24 protein-coding genes are annotated in these 20,805 nt (G+C 41.7%); 6 read left to right on the plus strand and 18 right to left on the minus strand.

All coding sequences use genetic code 11. The annotated features are described in order from the left end of the window. Positions 1-24 precede the first annotated feature (24 nt). The 3 genes from ERX27_RS04910 to ERX27_RS04920 form a co-directional block, all read right to left on the minus strand. Positions 25-1,371, minus strand: coding sequence for a YjiH family protein (locus tag ERX27_RS04910; RefSeq protein ID WP_133431723.1), 1,347 nt, complete (start codon positions 1,369-1,371; stop codon positions 25-27). Positions 1,372-1,486: 115 nt separating this feature from the next. Beyond that, a complete protein-coding gene (locus ERX27_RS04915) occupies positions 1,487-2,962 on the minus strand; it encodes a BCCT family transporter (protein WP_133431724.1) in 1,476 nt (491 codons plus the stop codon). 83 nt (positions 2,963-3,045) lie between these two features. Further along, complete coding sequence (locus tag ERX27_RS04920; RefSeq protein ID WP_133431725.1) at positions 3,046-3,657, minus strand: tetratricopeptide repeat protein; 612 nt, start codon at positions 3,655-3,657, stop codon at positions 3,046-3,048. A 97-nt stretch (positions 3,658-3,754) separates the two neighbouring features. Here ERX27_RS04920 and ERX27_RS04925 point away from each other — a divergent pair, with 97 nt between their 5' ends. After that, positions 3,755-4,882: an MFS transporter gene (locus tag ERX27_RS04925; protein ID WP_133431726.1), complete on the plus strand. Its 1,128-nt coding sequence runs from the start codon at positions 3,755-3,757 to the stop codon at positions 4,880-4,882. A 27-nt stretch (positions 4,883-4,909) separates the two neighbouring features. Here ERX27_RS04925 and ERX27_RS04930 read toward each other — a convergent pair whose 3' ends face one another. From ERX27_RS04930 to chrA, 3 genes are all read right to left on the minus strand, one after another. Further along, a complete protein-coding gene (locus ERX27_RS04930) occupies positions 4,910-5,659 on the minus strand; it encodes a class I SAM-dependent methyltransferase (protein ID WP_133431727.1) in 750 nt (249 codons plus the stop codon). A gap of 22 nt (positions 5,660-5,681) precedes the next feature. Further along, the gene (locus ERX27_RS04935; protein WP_133431728.1) at positions 5,682-6,707 is read right to left on the minus strand and encodes a S66 family peptidase; all 1,026 of its coding nucleotides are present in this window, start codon (positions 6,705-6,707) and stop codon (positions 5,682-5,684) included. A gap of 95 nt (positions 6,708-6,802) precedes the next feature. Beyond that, positions 6,803-7,948: a chromate efflux transporter gene (chrA, locus tag ERX27_RS04940; RefSeq protein WP_133431729.1), complete on the minus strand. Its 1,146-nt coding sequence runs from the start codon at positions 7,946-7,948 to the stop codon at positions 6,803-6,805. Between the two features lie 162 nt (positions 7,949-8,110). Between chrA and ERX27_RS04945 the strand changes: the two genes are divergently transcribed. Further along, on the plus strand, positions 8,111-8,626 hold the full coding sequence (locus ERX27_RS04945; RefSeq protein WP_165983088.1) for a DUF402 domain-containing protein: 516 nt from the start codon (positions 8,111-8,113) through the stop codon (positions 8,624-8,626). 34 nt (positions 8,627-8,660) lie between these two features. On the opposite strand, the gene ERX27_RS04950 is transcribed toward ERX27_RS04945, so the two are convergent. The 4 genes from ERX27_RS04950 to ERX27_RS04965 form a co-directional block, all read right to left on the minus strand. Next, a complete protein-coding gene (locus tag ERX27_RS04950) occupies positions 8,661-9,050 on the minus strand; it encodes a hypothetical protein (RefSeq protein ID WP_133431731.1) in 390 nt (129 codons plus the stop codon). Between the two features lie 28 nt (positions 9,051-9,078). Next, entirely contained in the window at positions 9,079-10,311 is a 1,233-nt protein-coding gene (locus tag ERX27_RS04955) for an aminopeptidase (protein WP_133431732.1), read from the minus strand. Between the two features lie 86 nt (positions 10,312-10,397). After that, the gene (gene copZ / locus ERX27_RS04960; protein ID WP_133431733.1) at positions 10,398-10,616 is read right to left on the minus strand and encodes a copper chaperone CopZ; all 219 of its coding nucleotides are present in this window, start codon (positions 10,614-10,616) and stop codon (positions 10,398-10,400) included. A gap of 42 nt (positions 10,617-10,658) precedes the next feature. Further along, positions 10,659-11,123, minus strand: a complete 465-nt coding sequence (locus ERX27_RS04965; protein ID WP_165983089.1) for a GyrI-like domain-containing protein — start codon at positions 11,121-11,123, stop codon at positions 10,659-10,661. Between the two features lie 103 nt (positions 11,124-11,226). Between ERX27_RS04965 and ERX27_RS04970 the strand changes: the two genes are divergently transcribed. The 4 genes from ERX27_RS04970 (at position 11,227) to ERX27_RS04985 (ending at position 13,908) form a co-directional block, all read left to right on the plus strand. Beyond that, entirely contained in the window at positions 11,227-11,946 is a 720-nt protein-coding gene (locus ERX27_RS04970; protein WP_133431735.1) for an ABC transporter ATP-binding protein, read from the plus strand. Next, positions 11,943-13,061, plus strand: a complete 1,119-nt coding sequence (locus tag ERX27_RS04975; protein ID WP_133431736.1) for an ABC transporter permease — start codon at positions 11,943-11,945, stop codon at positions 13,059-13,061. The genes ERX27_RS04970 and ERX27_RS04975 overlap by 4 nt, the downstream gene beginning before the upstream one ends. Positions 13,062-13,256: 195 nt before the next feature. Next, complete coding sequence (locus ERX27_RS04980) at positions 13,257-13,487, plus strand: cold-shock protein (RefSeq protein ID WP_133431737.1); 231 nt, start codon at positions 13,257-13,259, stop codon at positions 13,485-13,487. Positions 13,488-13,707: 220 nt separating this feature from the next. Next, positions 13,708-13,908, plus strand: a complete 201-nt coding sequence (locus ERX27_RS04985; RefSeq protein ID WP_133417978.1) for a cold-shock protein — start codon at positions 13,708-13,710, stop codon at positions 13,906-13,908. A 232-nt stretch (positions 13,909-14,140) separates the two neighbouring features. Here ERX27_RS04985 and ERX27_RS04990 read toward each other — a convergent pair whose 3' ends face one another. The 8 genes from ERX27_RS04990 to ERX27_RS05025 all read right to left on the minus strand — a co-directional run bounded on the left by ERX27_RS04990 (position 14,141) and on the right by ERX27_RS05025 (position 20,711). Then, the gene (locus tag ERX27_RS04990) at positions 14,141-15,268 is read right to left on the minus strand and encodes an MFS transporter (RefSeq protein ID WP_133431738.1); all 1,128 of its coding nucleotides are present in this window, start codon (positions 15,266-15,268) and stop codon (positions 14,141-14,143) included. Positions 15,269-15,351: 83 nt separating this feature from the next. Further along, positions 15,352-15,753 carry an arsenate reductase (thioredoxin) gene (arsC, locus tag ERX27_RS04995; RefSeq protein WP_133431739.1) on the minus strand — a complete coding sequence of 134 codons (402 nt, stop codon included), beginning with the start codon at positions 15,751-15,753 and terminating at the stop codon, positions 15,352-15,354. 3 nt (positions 15,754-15,756) lie between these two features. After that, positions 15,757-17,049: an arsenic transporter gene (locus ERX27_RS05000; RefSeq protein ID WP_133431740.1), complete on the minus strand. Its 1,293-nt coding sequence runs from the start codon at positions 17,047-17,049 to the stop codon at positions 15,757-15,759. After that, positions 17,046-17,366, minus strand: coding sequence for an ArsR/SmtB family transcription factor (locus ERX27_RS05005; protein ID WP_133431741.1), 321 nt, complete (start codon positions 17,364-17,366; stop codon positions 17,046-17,048). The genes ERX27_RS05000 and ERX27_RS05005 overlap by 4 nt, the downstream gene beginning before the upstream one ends. 99 nt (positions 17,367-17,465) lie before the next feature. Further along, the gene (locus tag ERX27_RS05010) at positions 17,466-18,065 is read right to left on the minus strand and encodes a response regulator transcription factor (RefSeq protein WP_133431742.1); all 600 of its coding nucleotides are present in this window, start codon (positions 18,063-18,065) and stop codon (positions 17,466-17,468) included. Positions 18,066-18,068: 3 nt separating this feature from the next. Beyond that, the gene (locus ERX27_RS05015; protein ID WP_133431743.1) at positions 18,069-19,130 is read right to left on the minus strand and encodes a sensor histidine kinase; all 1,062 of its coding nucleotides are present in this window, start codon (positions 19,128-19,130) and stop codon (positions 18,069-18,071) included. Next, a complete protein-coding gene (locus ERX27_RS05020; protein WP_239035207.1) occupies positions 19,127-19,867 on the minus strand; it encodes an ABC transporter permease in 741 nt (246 codons plus the stop codon). The genes ERX27_RS05015 and ERX27_RS05020 overlap by 4 nt, the downstream gene beginning before the upstream one ends. Then, complete coding sequence (locus ERX27_RS05025) at positions 19,854-20,711, minus strand: ABC transporter ATP-binding protein (RefSeq protein WP_133431745.1); 858 nt, start codon at positions 20,709-20,711, stop codon at positions 19,854-19,856. Before ERX27_RS05025 ends, ERX27_RS05020 begins: the two co-directional genes overlap by 14 nt. Between the last annotated feature and the right edge of the window lie 94 nt (positions 20,712-20,805).

Below are 20,805 nucleotides of genomic sequence, written 5' to 3' on the forward strand. Positions count from 1 at the left end.
AGTCAGATGACTGGCGTTATTTTTTTAATAAATGAGATGAGCCATTGCAATGATAATCGGTAAGATGATGGCTGTCCGGATCAGGAAAATAGCAAATAATTTAGGCAGACTGACTGGAATCTTCGAGCCCAGTATAACGCCCCCTACTTCTGATAAGTAGATTAACTGCGAGATACTTAAGGCACCAATGACAAAGCGCGTCATTTCACTCGGTACATCTTGAATCAGAATAGCTGGCAGGAACATATCTGCGAAACCGATCAGAATAGTCTGAGACGCTTCAGCAGCATGGGGGACCTGCAGGAAGTCCAGGATAGGAACAAATGGTGCCCCTAAAATCTTAAAGAGCGGCGTGAACTCTGCGAGCATCGTCGCGATTGTACCGATTGCCATAACAACTGGCAGCACTGCAAACCACATATCCATCACTGTACGGAAGCCGAGTCCAAGGAAGTCGCTGAAATTACGTCCTCTATAGCCCCGATGTACCGCATTTTCAAAACCATAGCTGATGGCGTTGTAACCCGCTGGAATATCTTCTTTCAGTTTCTCAGCTGAACCATTTGAGTAAGTATCAGGTACTGATGATAGCGGCCAGATACGCGGTGTAATCATCGCAGCAATCAGACAGGACATAATCACCGTAAAATAAAAGAAGAAGAAATGATTCATGACTTCAACTTGCTTCGCTATAACAATCGCAAACGTAATCGATACGACCGAGAAGCTGGTCGCAATGATGGTCGCTTCTCTTCTTGTATAGAAACCTTCGTCATATTGTTTAGAGGCCATCATGACACCGACTGTACCGTCGCCGACAAATGAAGCGAGGTTCTCTACGGCAGAACGGCCAGGTAATGTGAAGAGCGGACGCATAACACGCGAGAACATCGGACCGATAAACTCGAATAATCCATAGTCCATCAGTAATGGCAGGAAGAGACCTGCGAACAGGAAGACTGTGACAAGTGTCGGCAGCAGATCGTTATAGATCAGACCGCCAGTCGCGTCTGTATTGACAAAAGGCACAGGCAATTTAAAATAAACAACAATTGCGAAGAATGTCCCTAACAGGCGAATAATCAGCCAGATGATATTGACTTCAAACAAATTCTTCATAAATGATGTCTTCGCATTCTTGAAGATTGAACAGTAAAGCGTCATCAGCATTGAGATGATAATGATGACGATGAGTAAAGTAGGCATTCCTTTACCCACAGTTTCTTTAAGCCAGCCTGCGAGAAGTGCAACCGGTAAAGTAGCTTCCCCGTTTACAGTGAGCGGCGTGACAAATAAGAACAATCCCAGGATTGAAGTCAGAATAAACTTCCACATCCCTATTTTATGTTGCTTCGGTGTTAACTTCTCCATCATATCCTCCATCCGAAAAAAGAGCGTAAAAGAATTTTTACGCTCTTTCCTGATTATTTATATGCTATACAGATATATGAAAAAGTATACACAATTCAGAAAACGTTTTCAATATCTAAAGATGTTCTTTTCGTAATGCTTTGATTAAAGAAATCATCATGAAAAAGATAACAACAGAGAATGGCAAAGCTGCAATAATCAGGATGTTCTGTAACCCTTGTGTACCCCCCGCATACATCACAATGCCGGCAATAATGGATAATAATAAACCCCATGTGACTTTAACAAGTGATGTCGGATTGATGTCTCCATCACTGCTGAGCATACCGAGAACATATGTCGCTGAGTCTGCTGAAGTGATAAAGAACAGCGCGATAACGAATAGTGTAATGAAACTCATTATTTTTCCTAGTGGATAATGCTGCAGCATAGCGAATGTCGTTGTTTCAACCGGGAATTGTGATAAATCGATTCCTCCGAGCTGCAGGTGAACAGCAGATGCACCGAAGACCGCAAAGAAAATAAAGCAGACTAGAGCAGGGACTAACAGTACACCCATGATAAATTCTTTGATTGTGCGACCTCTGGAAACACGAGCAATGAAGATACCGACAAACGGCGCCCATGCAATCCACCATGCCCAGTAGAATATCGTCCAGCTATCGATCCACTTACGTCTGCCATCTGCAAGTGGTTCAAGACGCAATGTCATCTCAACGAAATGGGCCACGTAGTTACCTAGTGTATCGGTGAAAGTATTCAGGATATAGACAGTCGGTCCGACGATAAACAGTAAGACCATCAAGGCAAATCCTAGCAGCATGTTGATGTTACTGAGTGTCTTGATACCTTTATCAATACCTGACCAAGCAGACCAGGTGAACAGGATAGTAGACACGACAAGAATAATCACCTGTACAGTGAAGTTACTTGGAATCTTAAACAAATAATTCAGACCTTCATTGATCTGCGCCGCACCAAAACCAAGTGTTGCTGCTACACCCATAACAGTCGCAATAATAGCAAGGACATCTATCGTCTTGCCGATAGGGCCTGCCATTTTTTCTTTGCCGAAAAGTGGCACAAGTGTCGCACTGATCAGGCCAGGATATCCTTTATAGAAACTGAAGTAAGCCAGGACAAGAGCGACTACTCCGTATACCGCCCAGGCATGAATTCCCCAGTGAAAGAAAGCATACTGGAACGCATCGCCAATCGCTTCATTCGAACCGGGCTTCGCTTTAGGTGTCTGTTTGAAAGCATGGCTGATAGGCTCAGCAGTCGTCCAGAAGACGAGACCCATACCCATACCTGCACTGAAGAGCATCGCAAACCAAGAAGGCAGAGAGAATTCCGCTTCTTCGTCAGGTGCCCCCAGTTTAATGCCACCAAACGGTGAAAAGAAGATGTAAAGACAGAAAATAAGAATAATCGCAATGGTAATCAGATAATACCAGCCGAAATTCTTGGTGATAAAAGCAGTCATCTGCTGCGTCAGATTCTGCATACCTGTAGGTGTTATAACACCCCATGCCGCGAATAGAATACAGATAATCGCTGAGATAATAAAGACAGGCGTATATTTTTTCATAATAACCTCCACATTAATTTACGCCTATTTATTCCCTATTAATTCTCCTTTAACCAAAAAAAGAGAAGCTGCTGCTTCTCTCGTTACTCAAATATAATAGATTCCAGCATCTCAATCTCAGCTGCGCCTACTTCATCACCCGCTGCACGGAAATGCTTCTTCGCCTTTGTAAAATAGCCTTTCGCTTCTGCCATCTGGCTCTGCGCAGCATAGAGTTCGCCGAGTGCTCGTTCTGCATGTGCTCGGCTCATATCATCCTGTGCCTGGTCTTGTGCTTTATTCAATATACTTAATGCGCTATCATAATCCCCGCTCAGCATCTTCGTATAACCTTGCGCATAATAATTAGCTGCCAGACTTTCCGCATCATTAGTGTCCAGCAGTTTCTCTTCTTGCTGGAAGTAAACTTCTGCCTGTTCGAATTCACTATCCAGCTGTTCGACAGTACCAAGCTGATGCAGAATCGCTGCTTCATCGTCAGAACCTGCCGCATCCAGCATTTCGAGATAGTGCTCTCTTGCCGCGTCAAATTTCTGCTCAGCAATATAAAGATAACCGAGTGCGTGCTGATAAGTCACATAATCCTCTGTACCTGGCGTCAGTTCGTTCTTCATTTCATCGAACAATCGATATGTTTCTTTGTCATCTCCCAGATCGTATGCATCAAAAGCTGCTTCTATCTTTTCATCTATCATGTGAATTCCTCCTTTTTCTTCATTGTAATGTGAGCAAAGAGCAATGTCTAATGAAGACATGTTATAATCGTCTTACCAATTATTGAGAGGAACTGCTATGTCTTATTTTAAACTTTTTACTTTTATTCTCAGCATCTTTGTGGTCGGTATGGTCGAGCTCGTCGTTGCAGGTGTTCTGACTCTTATCAGCGATGATTTAGATGTCTCCCCGGGTCTTGCGGGTCAGCTTGTAACGATTTACGCTCTGACCTTTGCTATCTCCGGCCCTATTCTTGTTAAGCTGACCGAGCGGTTCAACCCGAGAAATGTCCTGCTCGTCAGCCTGGCGATTTTTATGGCAGGGAATGCACTCAATGCATCCGGTCAGACCTTCACATTGATCGTTATCGGTCGTATCATCGCTTCAGCAGCCGCTTCTATCATCGTCGTTAAAATTCTCGCTCTGACAGTTGTACTGAGTAAACCGGAAACAAGAGGTAAAATGCTCGGACTCGTCTACGTAGGCTTTAGCGGCGCCAATGTATTCGGGGTCCCTATCGGTACGAAACTCGGAGAACTGCTCGGCTGGCGTGCAACATTCTGGATGATCGTTCTCTTCAGCTTTATTGCAGCCATTCTGCTATTCTTCCAGCTGCCTAAACACGTGCAGAGCGAGGACTCTGATTCCAGCCGTAATCAGCTGCTATATCCGAAAGAAGCAGCCAAATATATCAGCACCACCTTCATTCTGCTTGCTGCCAACTCAGCTGTCTTCACTTATATCAGTCCGATTATGATCGAACATGGCTACAACTTAACAGATGTATCTATCGCACTCTTTATTGCAGGGATCGGCAGCATGACAGGAACTAGTTTTGGTGGAACGATGACAGACCGCCTCGGCAGCCGTAAATGGCTACTTGTCAGTCTGACGCTCTTCATGCTGACGCTGCTGATTTTTAACTTTGTCCTGTCTTCATTTATTGTGCTGTTACTCGTCATTCTGATCTGGAACTTCTCTGAATGGAGCACCAATCCTGCTATCCAGATGGGCATTATCAAGCAGGTTGAAGGAGATACGAGTCAGATCATAGCATGGAATATGTCAGCTCTTAATGCAGGAATTGGCGCCGGAGCGCTTCTTGGCGGCATTTTACTCGAGAACTTCTCGCTCACGTACAGCCCTTATATGGCAGCCGGTCTGATTGTTATCTGTATCGGTATCGCTTTCTCAATCAAACGGTAAAAAAGAGGCCAGGTTACCCCTGGCCTCTTATATAATGCCGTAATAGCAGCGTGTCATATTAGGAACGATGACTTTACCTTCTTCTGCAAATGCCTGAAATAGTGATTTAAGCGCAGTTACAAAGGCATCGAAATCTTCGTCTGTCTCCTCCAGCGCATAACTTGCTGACAGACAGCGGTCAATGAATTGCTGCTCTTTATAACTCAGGTCTTGACGCGTTTCAAATAGTTCAAACTCTCCTTCAAAGAACTGGCGAATCGCATCATCATTATTCATGAGACCGTTGCTGCTTCCCTTGTAGGCAGGACAGTAAGCCTTAAAGATATCCGCTGTTCTGCGGTTGATGAGCGCTGCTTCATCTCTGACATTCCAGATCAGACAGACGGTCCCTCTTGGTTTAAGAATCCGGGTGCACTCTTCTTTAAACAGCTGCCAGTTGAACCAGTGAAACGACTGTGCTGCAACTACCAGATCAACCGTCCCTGCGTCTATCTCCGTATGTTCAGCAGGACGTTCGCTGACAATCAGCTGTTCACACATCAGACTATCTCGCAGACGATCTGCCATTGCCTGATTGGGCTCTACAGCGATAACCTTACATCCTAAATCAAGAAGTTTTTCGGTGAATTTACCGGTACCCGCACCGATATCAGCTATCAGCGTATCTTCTTTTATATTAAATTTCTGTTTTAGAAAAGTCAGCATTTCATCCGGATAAGATGGTCTGCTTTTTTCATATAGAAATGCTTTAGTCGTAAAAACATCCGTATGGTCCATACGTGATCCTCCCGTTAAAAGACTACTTAAACCGCTGTATCAGCTGTCCCTTATCTTCAATCATTTCTATCATACCATACGCTCCGTTAATAATCGCCATCTGTGGCGGTTTATGTCCAAAATCCACATCATAAATCACAGGTTTCCCAAGCTCCCGCGCTATATCCTGATACACATTTTTATAAGTATAGTCTTCCTTGACACTAGGTTTACCCACTCTGCCAAAAATAAGACCAGCTGTTGATTCAAACCATCCTGCGTATTTCATCTGAGTCAATGAGCGTTTCAAATCAACTGTATCCAGTTCGCTGACATCTATATACCATAGAACGTCTTCACCCTCTGTATGCTTTTCTCTAAAAGCAGGAATATCTCCATAAGAGGTGCCGATCAAGTGTCGCATCGTATCGATGCATCCACCGAGCACACGTCCTTCAAAACGAGCTTCTGATAAATCCTGTCCTTTTTCATCCACTGCCTTCCATTTCGTTTTCTCTGTCAGATTAAAAACAATATCAGTAGGATGCTCGTGGTCCCACTCGAGCTGATAGCGTTCAGAAGACGTCTGAATGATCTGGGCACCCTGCTGACAGCTCAGTACATCCAGCCAGCGTGCCGTAACTTTATCCATATGTCTGCCACGTAAATCTACTATATTCGCCATATGTGCTGTAGCAATTCCCGTCTTAAGGGTAATAGCGAGCAGGATAGTCGAAATATCAGAATAACCCGTTAGCCACTTCACTTGCAATGTATCAAAATCAAGATGCTCCAGTATTTCAAGAGCCAGATGTCCGCCCCATGGTGGCATGATAACATCTATATTCGGGTCAGCCATCATGTCCGCTAATCCTGCTGCCCGCTTCTCTGCTGAAGCAGCACGAGCTTTTTCCTGTCCCCAGATATCTTCATTTAAAACAATTTTGAAACCTCTTTCTTCCATTCGCTTAAAAGCCTGATTAAACATATCCTCTGCCTCAGAGAAAATGCCGTTAGATACAGGTGTGATTCCAATTGTACTGTCATCTAGTAATACCGGATATTTCATAGTCGTCATCCCATTCTTTTTTGTCGTGTTTCTCCATTATAAAGCAAAAAAGTGTTTTTCCATAAGGAAAAACACTTAATATGCATATAAATGACTTATCTGTAAAAGACAAGACCGATGACAAGACCCATCAAAACGATGATCCACGGGGCAAGTTTGAAATAATGGAGACAGCAGAATAGCAGGATAAATAAAAAATAATCTTTAATATCGAATAACGTATGACTAATGATGGGATGAATCCATGCAGCAGCGAGAATCCCGATGACTCCTGCATTGATACCGATCAAAGCTTTTCGCATCAAACTTTTCTCACGAATTTGCTGCCAGAACGGCAGACAGCCCGCTACGAGTAAAAAAGCCGGCAGGAAAATCGCTATCATGGCAAATAACCCGCCCCATAATCCGCCTATCACTGCACCAATATATGAAGCAAATGTAAACAAAGGACCCGGCACGGCTTGTGCAAGACCATAGCCTGCAAGAAAGTCATCAGGCTGTAAGAACATCGGTACAAATTCACGTTCAAGAAGTGGCAGTACTACATGGCCGCCCCCAAACACTAATAATCCTGAACGATAGAATTTATCAAAAATAGTTAACCAGTCATTGTGGAGAATATTGGTGAATACGGGTAAACCGATGAGTAAAATAAAGAGTAAACCAAGACAAATGGTACCTGTACGTCTGGAAACCGGTAGATTTAATACTTCGCCTGGTTGATGATTAGCCTTAAAAATCAGTATTCCGATGATGCCCGAAATCACAATAATGGCTATCTGTGTGATGGCAGATGGCACATATAGACAAGCGAGCAGCGCCAGCAGTGCAAGTCCGACTGTCTGCCATGAATTCAGACTTCCCTTCGCCATGCCAATCAATGCATGAAGCACAACAGCGACAGCCACAAGTTTCAGTCCTTGTATCCATTCGATGGAATCCGGCATCAGTCTGACCGCCAGAATCAGAATCAGTACAGAAGGCAGCGTAAAGCCGAGAAAAGCAGCGATTCCGCCCAGCATGCCGCCTCTCATCATACCGATAGCCATCCCCACCTGACTGCTGGCCGGGCCCGGCAGGAACTGACAGAGTGCGACTAGATCCTGATAGACTTTATCAGATAACCATTTTCTTTTCTCAACATATTCTTCTCTGAAATAACCGAGGTGGGCAGTCGGACCTCCAAAAGACGTGATACCTAATTTTAATGCAACGATGAAAATCTCCAGTATACGATTCATACGGCTCCCCAAATCATTTTCTTTTATCGTACTATGAAAATAGCTGTGAGAAATATTACAAGATTGTAAATTATAGAGTTTATTAAGATTTTGTGAAAACGTATACATTTATGACCCTACATGTTTATAATAAATAGACATCTTAAAGGGAGGATAGACTATATGACGAATACGATTACCATCCGTTCTTATAAATATCCTAATGTGCCTTACATTGAATATTCAGGAGAACTACTTGAAGAAACAAGCCATTACTGGTTTGTTAAATGTCCAGAAAACAATATACTGAAGCATCATATTAAAAATAAGGAAATCGTCTATCAGGAAGCATCCCTGCACTTTTTCTCTAAATATCATGGGTATACGGTCTCTATAGCTATCAATGAAAAAATGGAACCGATCAGTATGTTCTGTAATATCTCGACACCTTGTACCTATAAGGATGGTTATATCACCTACATCGATATTGATATGGATTACGTCAAGAGTAACCAGGAGTGGTATATCAAAAACAGTGATACTTATGTGACGAACAGTCGTACCTTCAATTATCCGATACAGCTGACTAACTTCGCTGTTGTCTCACTCCAGGAACTGAAAAACAATATCGCAGACAACGTCTTTCCGTTTGGCGTCACCAACTTCAGTTCAATCGAAAAATACTCCGCTAAACAATAAAAACCATTCAATCAGACGATTGAATGGTTTTTATTTATTTGAACCAGCCGCGAATCAGTTTTTCTACTTCTGCCGCTTCATCGATGACTTCTTTAATCATCTGTACGTTCTTCTGATCCGGAATCATTTCAGCAACGAATGGCATATCAATAACCGATTTAATCGCACCGGCGATAGATTCATCCGTCGTTTCGACTTTCGGTGCATCAGCAGGAGCTGAATGATGATGTTCCAGTTTCTGAGTGCCTGTAATCATATCGAGGACTTCAAACACTAGATTTCTTAAATCATCATAGTTTTCATGTCCAACGATGTCATTCATCAATGTATTTACATCATCATATTTAGATAATACTTTGCGTCCCGTTCTATAAGTGAGGTATGCTGCACCTGCACCCAGACCGATTTTTACCCATTTATTCATTTGACTGCCTCCTTTTTTCAATACAACTCTATTCTACCCAGTTTCCTTGTCTGAAAACAGGAATAACTTCTCCGTCACGTGTAATGCCGTCAATATCCAGTTCTTTAGAACCAATCATAAAGTCAACATGGATGACAGAATCATTCAGACCGACTGCATCCTGTTCTTCTTTTGACATCGCAGTCGCACCCGGCACTGGTCCAGGATAAGCTTTACCGATTGCAATATGACAAGAAGCATTTTCATCAAAGAGTGTATTATAATACAGAATCCCAGAATTCGAAATCGGTGAATCTACCGGTACTAGCGCCGCTTCTCCGAGTCTACGTGCTCCTTCATCTGATTCGAGCAACTCTTTTAAGACGTCGTAGCCCTTCGCCGCTTCAAAATCAGTGACAACGCCGTCTTTAAAGGTCAATTTAAAATCGTCGACAATCTGACCATTATAGCTAAGCGGCAGGGTATTAGAAACCACACCATTGACACGGCGGTAATCCGGAGAAGTAAAGACTTCCTCAGTCGGCATATTAACGCGAATATCCACCCCTTTCGCATTTTTATGGCCGCCACCTGTAAAACGTGCCCCATCAATCAGACCAATTTCAAGGTCAGTGCCAGGCGCTGTGTATTTCAAGCGGTCAAAATTATAATCTGATAACCATTTCGCACGGGATTTCAGGAACTTACTGTGTTCGTCCCAGGCTGCAACCGGATCCGGCTGATCTACTCGGACTGTCTTCAGAATATAATCCATCAGTTTCTCTTCCGCTTCTTCTACTGATAATTCCGGAAAGACAAGGGCTGCCCATTCCGGTGACGGATAACCGACGATACACCAGTTCTGGTCATAACGCATACGTGATGCACTTAAGTCAGCTGAAGCTGCACGTGCGGCGCGGTTTGCTGCCATCACTTTTTCAGTTTCAGCATCTTTCAAGGCTTCAGGTGAAGTCGCATGAATATAGAGCATAGATGCTTTCTCTGACAGGTAGTAAGCATTCTTCGCTTCAACCTGTGGCAGAATTTCTTCTAACGTCTGCACTGTCTGGTGTTTTGAATGTGTCAAAGTCAGCTGAATATCCGATAAATCAGTGATAACACGCTTAGCGCCTAACTCATAACATGCTTCAGTAACCGCGCGGACGAGATCAAGTGCCGCAATGTCCGATACAACTACAACAGTTTCTTCAGGCTGAACATTCAGCCCTACTTTCGCAATTGTTTCAGCATATTTTTTAATCTTCTCTTCAAATTTTTTCATTATTCATTCAACTCCTTTATCTCATTATATCGGATTCCGAATCAAAAAAAGTCTGATAAACAAAAAAGATGGACGAATTGTCCATCTTAAGCTTCTGTCGGGATGACTTCGTAACCTTGGTCTTCAATCGCATCGCGGATATTGTCAACCGTTGCCTTGCTGTCATCATAAGCTACTGCTACTTTCCCATTATCCAGATCAACATTAACTTGTTGAACTCCGTCTACTGCACCTACACTTTTTTCAACAGCATCAACGCAGTGCTGACAGGTCATACCTCTTACATCTAACGTCTGATTAGCCAAATCCATCACTCCTTATTCAATATACTTACTCATTATACCCCTTTATTCAACCGGAATCCAAATTTCCGAGAGATAATCGGCTGACTGGGTATCTCCAGAAGGATAGTGCTCCATGATAGGGGCCTCGCGAAGATTATAGGAAGATTTAGGCAGAAAATCATGATGAATTGCATCCATTACTTCTCTTAATTTAAAAGGCAGTGGACCTTCCGCCTCAAATATAAGATAACGGCCGGCCGGCAGTTTACGTGTTTCGAATTCAACAGGATCCTGGTCAGAAGAGACTGCAATCATATAATCTAGTCTGTCATTAGGCTTCGGTATCAATACACCAACAAAGCCATCAATCTGCTGATTCCGGTAGCTTTCAAGTGCTTCTGCTTTCCCTCGAGCTTTAAAATCCTGCCAGTAACTCTGAATACTGCGTCTTGCTTCTGATGCTGTTTCATAATGGACACATTCACCGACCAGTGTAATAGCCTCAACTGAGACTTCATGATAATTCACTATTCTTCCACCCCTTATCTACTTTTAAGTAGTTTATAATAAAGACATTGATTAGATACCCTTTTTTACACATTTCAAGCTATTAGAATAGGAGTCAACCTTCATGACAGAAATTATTATTAATGACGTCTCAAAATCATATCATCGGTCCGTACTGCATAATATTGACGTGGTTGTAGAAGCAGGCATGATTCATGGATTCATCGGTCCTTCCGGTTCAGGAAAAACAACGCTTACGCGTATGATTGCCGGTCTTGAATCACCTTCCAGCGGCTCTATCTATATCAACGATATCCGTGTACCGAATTTAAGCCTGCTTCCTTATATCGGATATATGGCACAGTCAGATGCGCTCTATATGGATTTATCTGGTTACGAAAACCTGAAGTTCTTCACTCAGCTCTTCAATATGAAAAAAGAAGCGGCAGAAAGCAGGATCATCTACGCAGCAGACCTCGTCAATCTGACAGCAGATCTGCAGAAGAAAGTCAGAAACTATTCAGGCGGCATGAAAAGAAGGTTAGCGCTTGCGACAGCTCTGCTGCATGAACCGGATATCTTAATACTGGATGAGCCGACAGTGGGCATTGATCCAGCACTGCGGTCAACTATCTGGTCTGAATTGCAGCAGATGAAAGCAGATGGTCGGACGATTCTGATGACCACTCACGTGATGGACGAAGCGACGCGCTGTGATGCTCTCTCCTTCATTAAAGACGGCACCATCATCGCTTCAGGCACACCCCATGCACTACTTAACAAATATAATGCGCAGACATTTGATGAAGTGTTTATTCGCGCCGGTCAAGGAGAACAATCATGAGAATATTCGGGCTGACAAAACGGCTATTATTAGAACAGCTACGTGATAAACGCACACTCGCGCTACTTATTATTGTGCCAATTTTCATACTGACCCTTTTTTATTTTATCTTTCAGAGCGATGAACCTAACGCGAAATTAGGCGCTGTGAATTTAGAGCCCTCTGTCATCGACACCATTGAAGCACAGAACATTGAAGTAACAGAGCTCAATCAAATGGAGCTGTCACGTCTAACGAGCGAAGAATTGGATGGAATTGCAGAGAAAAAAGAGGATAAAGTGACGTTAACGCTACTTAATAAAGATATCTCAGTTTCAAAAAAACTGGAACTTGTCATCAATCAGACCTATCAGCAGAAGGCACAAGTCACTGTTATAGAAGATATCAAAGCAAAATTCAAAGATCTGACTGAATTATTAAATAAGATTCCATTCAGCCCAACGAAAAATATTAAATTAGATGCACCGCAAAAGACCGCTATTAAGACTACCTATATTTACGGTGATGCTGACACTACGCTTTTCGATACTTTTGCACCGCTTCTGCTTGGTTTTTTTGTCTTTCTATTCGTCTTCTTACTCGCTGGAATGGGTTTCCTGAAAGAAAGAATGACTGGAACGCTCGAGCGTATGCTTACGACACCTATCAGACGCCATGAAATTGTACTTGGCTATGTCTGCGGCTTCGGACTTCTTGCTGTTGTTCAGACAGTTGTTATCGTTTACTATGCCGTCTATGTACTGAAGATCGGCCCTCCTGAATCAATAGGCACAGTGATTCTCATCAATATGACTGTTGCGCTTGTCGCATTATCCTTAGGTCTCCTGCTCTCTGCTTCTGCTAAGTCTGAGTTTCAGATGATGCAGTTCATACCGATTGTCATCGTACCGCAACTATTTTTATCCGGCATTTTTCCATTAGATGCGCTTGCCAGATGGATTCAGGTGCTCGCTTATTTAACGCCTCTCTATTATGCAGGTGATGCGTTAAAAGCAGTGATGTACAAAGAGCAGCCACTTAATCACATTGCATTTGATCTGACTATTTTACTGATTTTTGCTTTAGTATTTATCTCACTGAATATCATCACCTTGAAAAAATATCGCAGATTATAAAAAGAAAATAAGAACTTTCTATGGACAAATCTAAAAATCTGTCATATAATTAAAGAAATTAAATCGAACGTTAAAAAGGTAACACATTCACATGGTACAAGAGTAATCGTGGTTTGTTGATTCTTTTGTAACGTGTGAATTTTTCTTTTTAAAGAGGATTCTGATTTAGTAATAATTTATTGGAGGTCATTACACATGACACAAGGTACAGTTAAATGGTTTAACGCAGAAAAAGGTTTTGGTTTCATTTCAGTTGAAGGCGGAGACGATGTATTCGCTCACTTCAGTGCTATTCAAGGTGAAGGATACAAAACTTTAGAAGAAGGCCAGGCAGTTGAATTCGACATCGAAGAAGGCCAGGCAGTTGAATTCGACATCGAAGAAGGTCAGCGCGGACCACAAGCTGCTAACATCGTTAAATTATAATTACTAATTCAGAGGAGCTCCGCTCCTCTTTTATTATTTATCGAACATTTGTTTGACTTTTCGGATTTCCCGTTGTATACTTAAACAAATAACATCACACATAGTCGTCTTCACATATTACAAAAGTAATTGGGTTGATCAGTTACTTTTTGTAATATGTGAATTTTTCTTTGAACAGAGATTTTGATATTATTTAATAAATTAATGGAGGTCATTATACATGACACAAGGTACAGTTAAATGGTTTAACGCAGAAAAAGGTTTCGGTTTCATCTCAGTTGAAGGCGGAGACGATGTATTCGCTCACTTCAGTGCTATTCAAGGTGAAGGCTACAAATCTTTAGAAGAAGGCCAGGCAGTTGAATTCGATATCGAAGAAGGTCAGCGCGGACCACAAGCTGCTAACATCGTTAAATTATAATCTTAACGTACAAGAGACGACTCAATTGAGTCGTCTTTTTTTGTGTACTTTTTCAGGAGTTTTCGCGACTCTAATTTTGTATTGTGGGGCTCTGTACTGCGTAAAGTCTAGCTAAGCCCATTTGCTAGACTTTTCTACTCATATCCCCTAACTCCACTGCTCTTAAGTAAAAAAATAGCGATAGATTCTGAATTTAGTCAGAATCTATCGCTATTTTTACCTATATTACTCTTTAAATATCCGCCAGTTCTTCTGCAAGTGGTCTAAAAAAGATATTCAGGAAACTAAACGCACCGTATATGTAGAATAAACCTTGATAGCCAAATCGTTCAAGCAGGAAACCTGACAGGAAAGTTCCCAGGAACTGCCCTGCTGCTAAACTGACAAATGTCACAATGATGCCCATCGCTGGATACTCCGTATAACATCTAGCACACCAGAACGCATAAACGCCCATCGCAAAGACATAGACAAGGCCAAATAACGTTGTAGAGAAAATCATCAGGAAGAAATTTTCTGTAACTACAAGTGTGACGTTCGCAATCGCAAGTAATACGCACGTTAATATATGAACTTTGACAGTTCCCATTCTTTCATTCATATGCCCGGCAAAGCCACCAAGTACACCACCAACGCCCAGCATAATCCAGAACAGATTTTTTACATCATCATGCGGTGTCTGGAAGACGTATGACTGAAAATAGGTCCAGTATGCAGATGTTCCGATGCCTAATAAAACAGTCGAGATAATCATCTTACGGCCGACAAAAATATTTCTGAGATCAGTCTTATAGTTCAGGTGACTCATATCGACTTTTGGCAGCTTCTTATAACTGAAATACATGATGATTAAACTGATGACCAGGAAAATAGCGTAACTAATGCGCCATGCATCCCCGACAATCCAGACGATAATACCGACTAAAATCAAGCCGACGCCAATTCCGGTATTGATCCATGAATTACTTCTATCCTGATGACCGTAACTTACTTTCTCTTTGATAATCTGACCAAAAGGTGCTGTAGCAAGTCCTGCTGCATAACCTAATATAATAACACCAGCACCGAACAGCGGATATTCTTCAGCTACCATTAAATTATATAATCCATATAAAGACAACGAGCCGGATATGAGCAGAATAGCTCGCGGCTGATAGTTCTTAAAAATCGTGAACATGGACACAAGACCCAGACAATATGTCAAATATGAGATAGCCGAAATCATCCCGGATACTTGATTGGAAAGCTCAAGGTCATCACCAAAATAAGGTAAGAGCAAACCATAACTGAAACGGGAAATACCATATGCCATCGCAATGAAGACAATACCCGTAAAAACTATTTCATTCTGTTTATTCAACTTAAGTCTACTCCTTCATTTAAAATACTATTTCTTATACCCCAGAACATAAAAATAAACCTGTCATTAAATGACAGGTTCTTCTATTTGCCCGTTTCACTGAACAGTTTAATCCGTGCACCGATTTCGTCGCGCACGCGTTGAAAGACTGACCAGTCCTGACCAGCAGGATCTTCAAATCCCCAATGTTCTGTGCGGACGTGCGGGGGTGTAACAGGACAGACATCTTTAGCATGATCGCACAATGTCACTACTAGATCAGCATGGTTCAAAATAGCAAGATCAATTTTATCGGATGTCTGATTACTGATATCAATGCCGACTTCTTTCATCGCTTCAACCGCTTTTGGATTGACTCCATGCGTTTCAATACCAGCAGAATAGACTGTCCAGTTCGGCAGATACTTTTTACCAAAACCTTCTGCAATCTGACTGCGACATGAATTACCTGTACATAGGAAATAAATTGTTTTCATCTTACGCACTCCTTAATTAAATAATATCATCGAGAAATAGAGACCCACTAAAGTAAAGAAAAGCACCGGGATGGTAATGATGATACCCGTCTTGAAGTAAGTTCCCCAAGAAATCTTAACGCCTTTCTGGCTGAGGACATGTAACCAGAGCAAAGTTGCGAGTGAGCCAATCGGCGTTATCTTTGGACCTAAGTCACTGCCGATCACATTGGCAAAGACAAGCGCATGCTGCAGAACCCCTTGTGCCTGTGACTGGTCAATAGCAATTAAATCAATCAGCACGGTCGGCATGTTATTCATCACAGAAGATAGAAAGGCTGACATAAAGCCCATGCCCATAATAGAACCGAACAAACCTGTCGAACTGAACTGATTAATCGCATCTGCGAGCACATTTGTCAGACCGACATTACGCAGGCCGTAAACGACCACGTACATGCCGATCGAGAAGAAGACAATCGCCCACGGTGCTCCTTTAATGACTTTACCGGTGTGAACAGCAGGGCTCGTCCGTGCAAGTAATATAAAGACAATCGCTATTACCCCGGCAATAAGAGAGACAGGTACATGGATGACGTCACTGATGAGGTAGCCGACGAGCAGCAGGGCAAGCACTACCCATGATATCATGAACAGACGGAAATCTTTGATGGCTGACTTCGGTTCACGTATCATGGATTCATCATACCGTTTTGGGATATGTCTTCTGAAATAAAGCCATAGTACAGTGATGCTGGCGACTAAACTGAATAAGTTCGGCAGCAGCATGATTTTGGCATAATGCGCAAAACCAATGTCGAAGTAGTCGGCTGAAACGATATTCACGAGGTTGCTGACGACGAGCGGCAGACTCGTTGTATCCGCAATAAAACCGGACGCGATAATGAACGGAAATACTACTTTCTCGCTGAATTTTAAGTGACGTACCATAGCGAGTACGATCGGTGTCAGAATCAGTGCCGCCCCGTCATTCGCGAAGAAAGCTGCCACTAACGCACCGAGCACCGAGATGTAGATGAACATGCGCAGTGAACTGCCTTTAGCGAGACGCGTCATATGAAGTGCTGCCCATTCAAAGAAGCCGATTTCGTCCAGTATAAGAGAAATCAGAATCACCGCGATAAACGTAAACGTTGCATTCCAGACTATTCCCGTCACATCGAGGACATCATTGAAGTCAACCACTCCAAATAATAATGCAAGGATAGCCCCACCTACAGCGGAATAACCGATGGACAGACCTTTTGGCTGCCAGATGACCAGTGTAAGGGTCAAGAGAAAAATCAATATAGCAATGATTGTCATGATGCGTCACCACAGCAGTCGGCAGAATGACAGATACAACGTTCCTGCGCTGTGAACAACTGATCATGAACAGCACGCCAGTCCTCTACTTTTTCAGCGTTTAACTGGTACATCGTCTTTTTGCCGTCTTTCCAAGACTGTACGATACCGGCTGACACCAGCTGTTTCATATGATGACTAAGCGTCGGCTGCGATACTTTAAAATGCTCCAAAATATCGCAGGCACATAACGGACCGCAGGACAACAGGTCAATAATCTCAATTCTATTCTTATCAGACAGCACTTTAAAAACCTGTGCCATTTCTTCGTAATTCATCTCTTCACTTCCTTCATATAGATGTTTATCTATACATAATATAGTTTATATATAGATGAATGTCTATATGAAAAATAAAAAAAGAACGCTTACGCGTCCTTAGTAGTTGATAAATCCCATCTCTCTCGCGATTCTCCATGCATTGATTCTGTTCTCAGCACCTAACTTTTCAATGATTAATGACGTATAGTTCCTGACCGTTCCGTCACTTAAATAAAGCTGCTGACTAATTTCTTTACTAGTCAATCCTTTGCCAATTAAAACAAGGATCTCCTGTTCTTTGTCATTCAAAGGATTCTTCGTTAACATCAGTGGCATCAGTTCAGGACTGAATTCTTTCTGTCCTTTCGTCACTTTATCTACCGTTTCAATCAACTCATCGACTGAACGTTCTTTTAAAACATATGCGTCAACATCCAAGTTCAATGATTTCTCAAAATAGCCCGCTCTTTTAAAAGTGGTGACAATAATCACTTTACAGTCGAATTGTTTTTTCCTGATGTATGCGAGCAGCTCTATCCCATTCATAGTCGGCATCTCGATATCGGTAATCACAACATCATATGAATCATCCAGGAGTCGCACCGCTTCTTCCCCATTACCAGCACCTCTTACATCACTGAACCGTCCACTTATCTTCAGCAGCTGAATCATTGCCTCTCGGAGCATACTTTGGTCCTCTACAATTAATAACTTCATATGTCACCCCCACTCTATCTCGATTGACAGTCCAGGTTGCAAATTACTAAAGCTTAAATGACCATTCAACTTGTTCACCCGCGATTCAAGACTCCGTAAGCGAATCGACCGATCTTGAATACCAATGCCATTATCTCTGTAGATCATTTTATTCTGGCCGTTCTCATTACTCATTTTAATTTCTACAGCAGTCGCTCCGCTATGTTTATAAGCATTGTTAACTAACTCTTTTAGCAACATGACTACATCATGTTTTTCAAAGTTATCCGGCAAGTTCTTAACCTCGTACTGCATATCAATGCCGGCATTTTGTAGGAGAATCTGAGATTGTTTTAATTCAGTCGCTAATGATTCAGACTTAACGTCATCAACAATTTCTCTGACTTTAAGAAGCGAGGTTTTAGATAGATCATTTATCTCCCTCAGTTCTTTTTGGGCCGCTTCAGGCGAATGTTCCATCATTTTTAATGCGAGCTCTGATTTTATAGCTAGTATACTGAAGACCTGTCCTAGAGAATCATGCAAATCCTGTGAAATACGATGACGTTCAATATCTGTTGATAATCTGGCCAGCTGCTGATCTTTAAGCTGTCTTTCCTCTTTTAATCGGTTCTGATAAAAGCTTCGGTCATTAGCGAAAATAATAATGAGCAGAAAAATAATATAAGGTAACGCATACAGACTATTTTTTAAATCAATGATGATGACTGCCGCTAATATCAGGCCAAGCGTACCAATCATGATATATCCATGAATGGAGTTTAATCTTCCCTTTATTACAGATGGTAATGTATAGGCAGGAAACATAAAAAACATGATACAGCCGATATTCATCATGAATGTAAAATAGACCAGACAGAGCATTAAAATAATCCAGGGAATTAGATTAACAGGATGCTTATACTCGTAAAAATAGATCACAACCATACAATAAATGACGATTACTGCAATATCGGCTATGCGCAGAGCCATTGATGGCCGCTCTATCGCAAAAGCAATCGGTACGAATAAAAATAAATAAGCTAAACCATAATGCAGGAGTTTATTGATTAAAAACTTGGTCACTTCATCACTTCCGATTTATTTCGCAGCCACAGTGCAGCTAGTGTAAATATCAGACCATACACTATTAAGATCAGAATAGACTGATATGGATAACTGTCACTGAATAAGCCAGCTGCTAAGTTTTTAAAGTTATAAGTTGGTGAGAGATAGGCAATCTGTTTCAGCCAGTCAGGGAATAAGAATACCGGGAACCATAATCCACCTAACATTGCCAATCCTAAGTAGAGAATATTACTGACAGTGGACATGCGCTGCGCATCATTGAACTGGGATAAGAGTAGTCCAAATGTTAAGTAAATCATACCACCGAACAGTAGACTTAGACCACTAATCATCCATTCAAATGCAGTCATATTCACACCTTTAATGAAATGGCCGACTAAGAATACGATGATAATAGAAAGCATAAACATCACCATTATTTTAAGGACTTTGCACACGTAGTACAGTATAGGTGATAGGGGTGCTCTGAACAGCGTTTTACTCCATCCCTCTTTCTTATCGTTGATCATCTCGAGCGGGAAAGTAAACATCGCAAAGCTAGTCAGGCTGAATGTCGTCATAGAAAGCAAATAATCTCTTATTAATTGCTGTGTTTCAGCTGACGCATCTTTTTCGTTCAGCGAAGAGAAAATCAGGAAAAATATGACGGGCATCAATATAGACATAATGAAAATCCCTTTTCTGTTCTTAACATCAATCAGTTCATACTTCATCATCGCCTTAAACTGTTTCATGATTATCAACCTCCACTGCTTTAAATACGCTCTCAAGTAGCGATATATTCGTCATCTCAATTTCCGCAAATGAAACCTGTTCTTTTACTAAATACTGCATCACTTCATCAATTTTTTCAGTCTCATAATAAGAAAACTGTGAGTCTTCTTTAATTTTATGAGCATGGATGAGCTTAATTGATTTAGGCACAACGATTAATTTCTTTTTATCTTCAATTCTGATTAAACGCGGTGTGCTGTCTCTGATAATTTCTCCTTGATTTAGCAGGACAATGCGATCAGCCAGCGTTTCAACTTCTTCAATGTAATGTGATGTGAATAAAATCGTTTTCCCGTCTAATTTTAGTTCTTCAACCAGTTCGTAAAATCGTTTTCTTGTGTTCGTGTCCATACCGGCAGTGGGTTCATCCAGAATAATGAATTCGGGCTGTCCCATCAAGGTAAGAGCCACATCAAGAATTCGTTGCTGCCCTCCTGAAAGTTTTTGTGCGGGTCTGTTTAAAATGTCATCATCAAATAATGTAATCTGCTGGATTTGCTTGATAGATAAAGGCTTTTCATATAGATTCTGAAACAATTCAATGATCTGTCTGACTTTCATATGAGGGGTGTAGTAAGTGTGCTGATAGAGGACACTCGTAAAATGATGATCGAGCAAATACTTGCTCCCTATTATTTCTCCAGATGCTTTCTTATTCCCCAGTAAGACATCTATCAAGGTTGATTTACCTGCTCCATTCGGTCCGACTAAAGCAATAACATCTCCTTGATTAATCTCCAAGTTAATATTCTGCAGAATCGTTTTGTCTTTGATTTTTTTTGAAATATTGTTTAATTGAATCATAGTATCGCCTCCTTGATTCAATTAAACAATATTCCATACCTGTATCATATTCACATCCGTCACACTTTTCATATGACAAATGTCATAAAAAAAG

It is taken from the genome of Macrococcus brunensis (genome assembly GCF_004359615.1).
Taxonomy (GTDB): Bacteria; Bacillota; Bacilli; order Staphylococcales; family Staphylococcaceae; genus Macrococcus; species Macrococcus brunensis.

Coding starts and splice junctions, on each gene's coding strand:
- ERX27_RS05025 (WP_133431745.1), bottom strand. CDS start 20,711: ATGATTCAATTAAACAATATTTCAAAAAAAATCAAAGACAAAACGATT.
- ERX27_RS04910 (WP_133431723.1), bottom strand. CDS start 1,371: ATGGAGAAGTTAACACCGAAGCAACATAAAATAGGGATGTGGAAGTTT.
- ERX27_RS04925 (WP_133431726.1), top strand. CDS start 3,755: ATGTCTTATTTTAAACTTTTTACTTTTATTCTCAGCATCTTTGTGGTC.
- ERX27_RS04985 (WP_133417978.1), top strand. CDS start 13,708: ATGACACAAGGTACAGTTAAATGGTTTAACGCAGAAAAAGGTTTCGGT.
- ERX27_RS04950 (WP_133431731.1), bottom strand. CDS start 9,050: ATGAATAAATGGGTAAAAATCGGTCTGGGTGCAGGTGCAGCATACCTC.
- chrA (WP_133431729.1), bottom strand. CDS start 7,948: ATGAATCGTATACTGGAGATTTTCATCGTTGCATTAAAATTAGGTATC.
- ERX27_RS04945 (WP_165983088.1), top strand. CDS start 8,111: ATGACGAATACGATTACCATCCGTTCTTATAAATATCCTAATGTGCCT.
- ERX27_RS05005 (WP_133431741.1), bottom strand. CDS start 17,366: ATGAATTACGAAGAAATGGCACAGGTTTTTAAAGTGCTGTCTGATAAG.
- ERX27_RS05000 (WP_133431740.1), bottom strand. CDS start 17,049: ATGACAATCATTGCTATATTGATTTTTCTCTTGACCCTTACACTGGTC.
- ERX27_RS05020 (WP_239035207.1), bottom strand. CDS start 19,867: ATGAAACAGTTTAAGGCGATGATGAAGTATGAACTGATTGATGTTAAG.
- ERX27_RS04930 (WP_133431727.1), bottom strand. CDS start 5,659: ATGGACCATACGGATGTTTTTACGACTAAAGCATTTCTATATGAAAAA.
- ERX27_RS04975 (WP_133431736.1), top strand. CDS start 11,943: ATGAGAATATTCGGGCTGACAAAACGGCTATTATTAGAACAGCTACGT.
- ERX27_RS04970 (WP_133431735.1), top strand. CDS start 11,227: ATGACAGAAATTATTATTAATGACGTCTCAAAATCATATCATCGGTCC.
- ERX27_RS04915 (WP_133431724.1), bottom strand. CDS start 2,962: ATGAAAAAATATACGCCTGTCTTTATTATCTCAGCGATTATCTGTATT.
- ERX27_RS04935 (WP_133431728.1), bottom strand. CDS start 6,707: ATGAAATATCCGGTATTACTAGATGACAGTACAATTGGAATCACACCT.
- ERX27_RS04980 (WP_133431737.1), top strand. CDS start 13,257: ATGACACAAGGTACAGTTAAATGGTTTAACGCAGAAAAAGGTTTTGGT.
- ERX27_RS05010 (WP_133431742.1), bottom strand. CDS start 18,065: ATGAAGTTATTAATTGTAGAGGACCAAAGTATGCTCCGAGAGGCAATG.
- ERX27_RS04955 (WP_133431732.1), bottom strand. CDS start 10,311: ATGAAAAAATTTGAAGAGAAGATTAAAAAATATGCTGAAACAATTGCG.
- ERX27_RS04920 (WP_133431725.1), bottom strand. CDS start 3,657: ATGATAGATGAAAAGATAGAAGCAGCTTTTGATGCATACGATCTGGGA.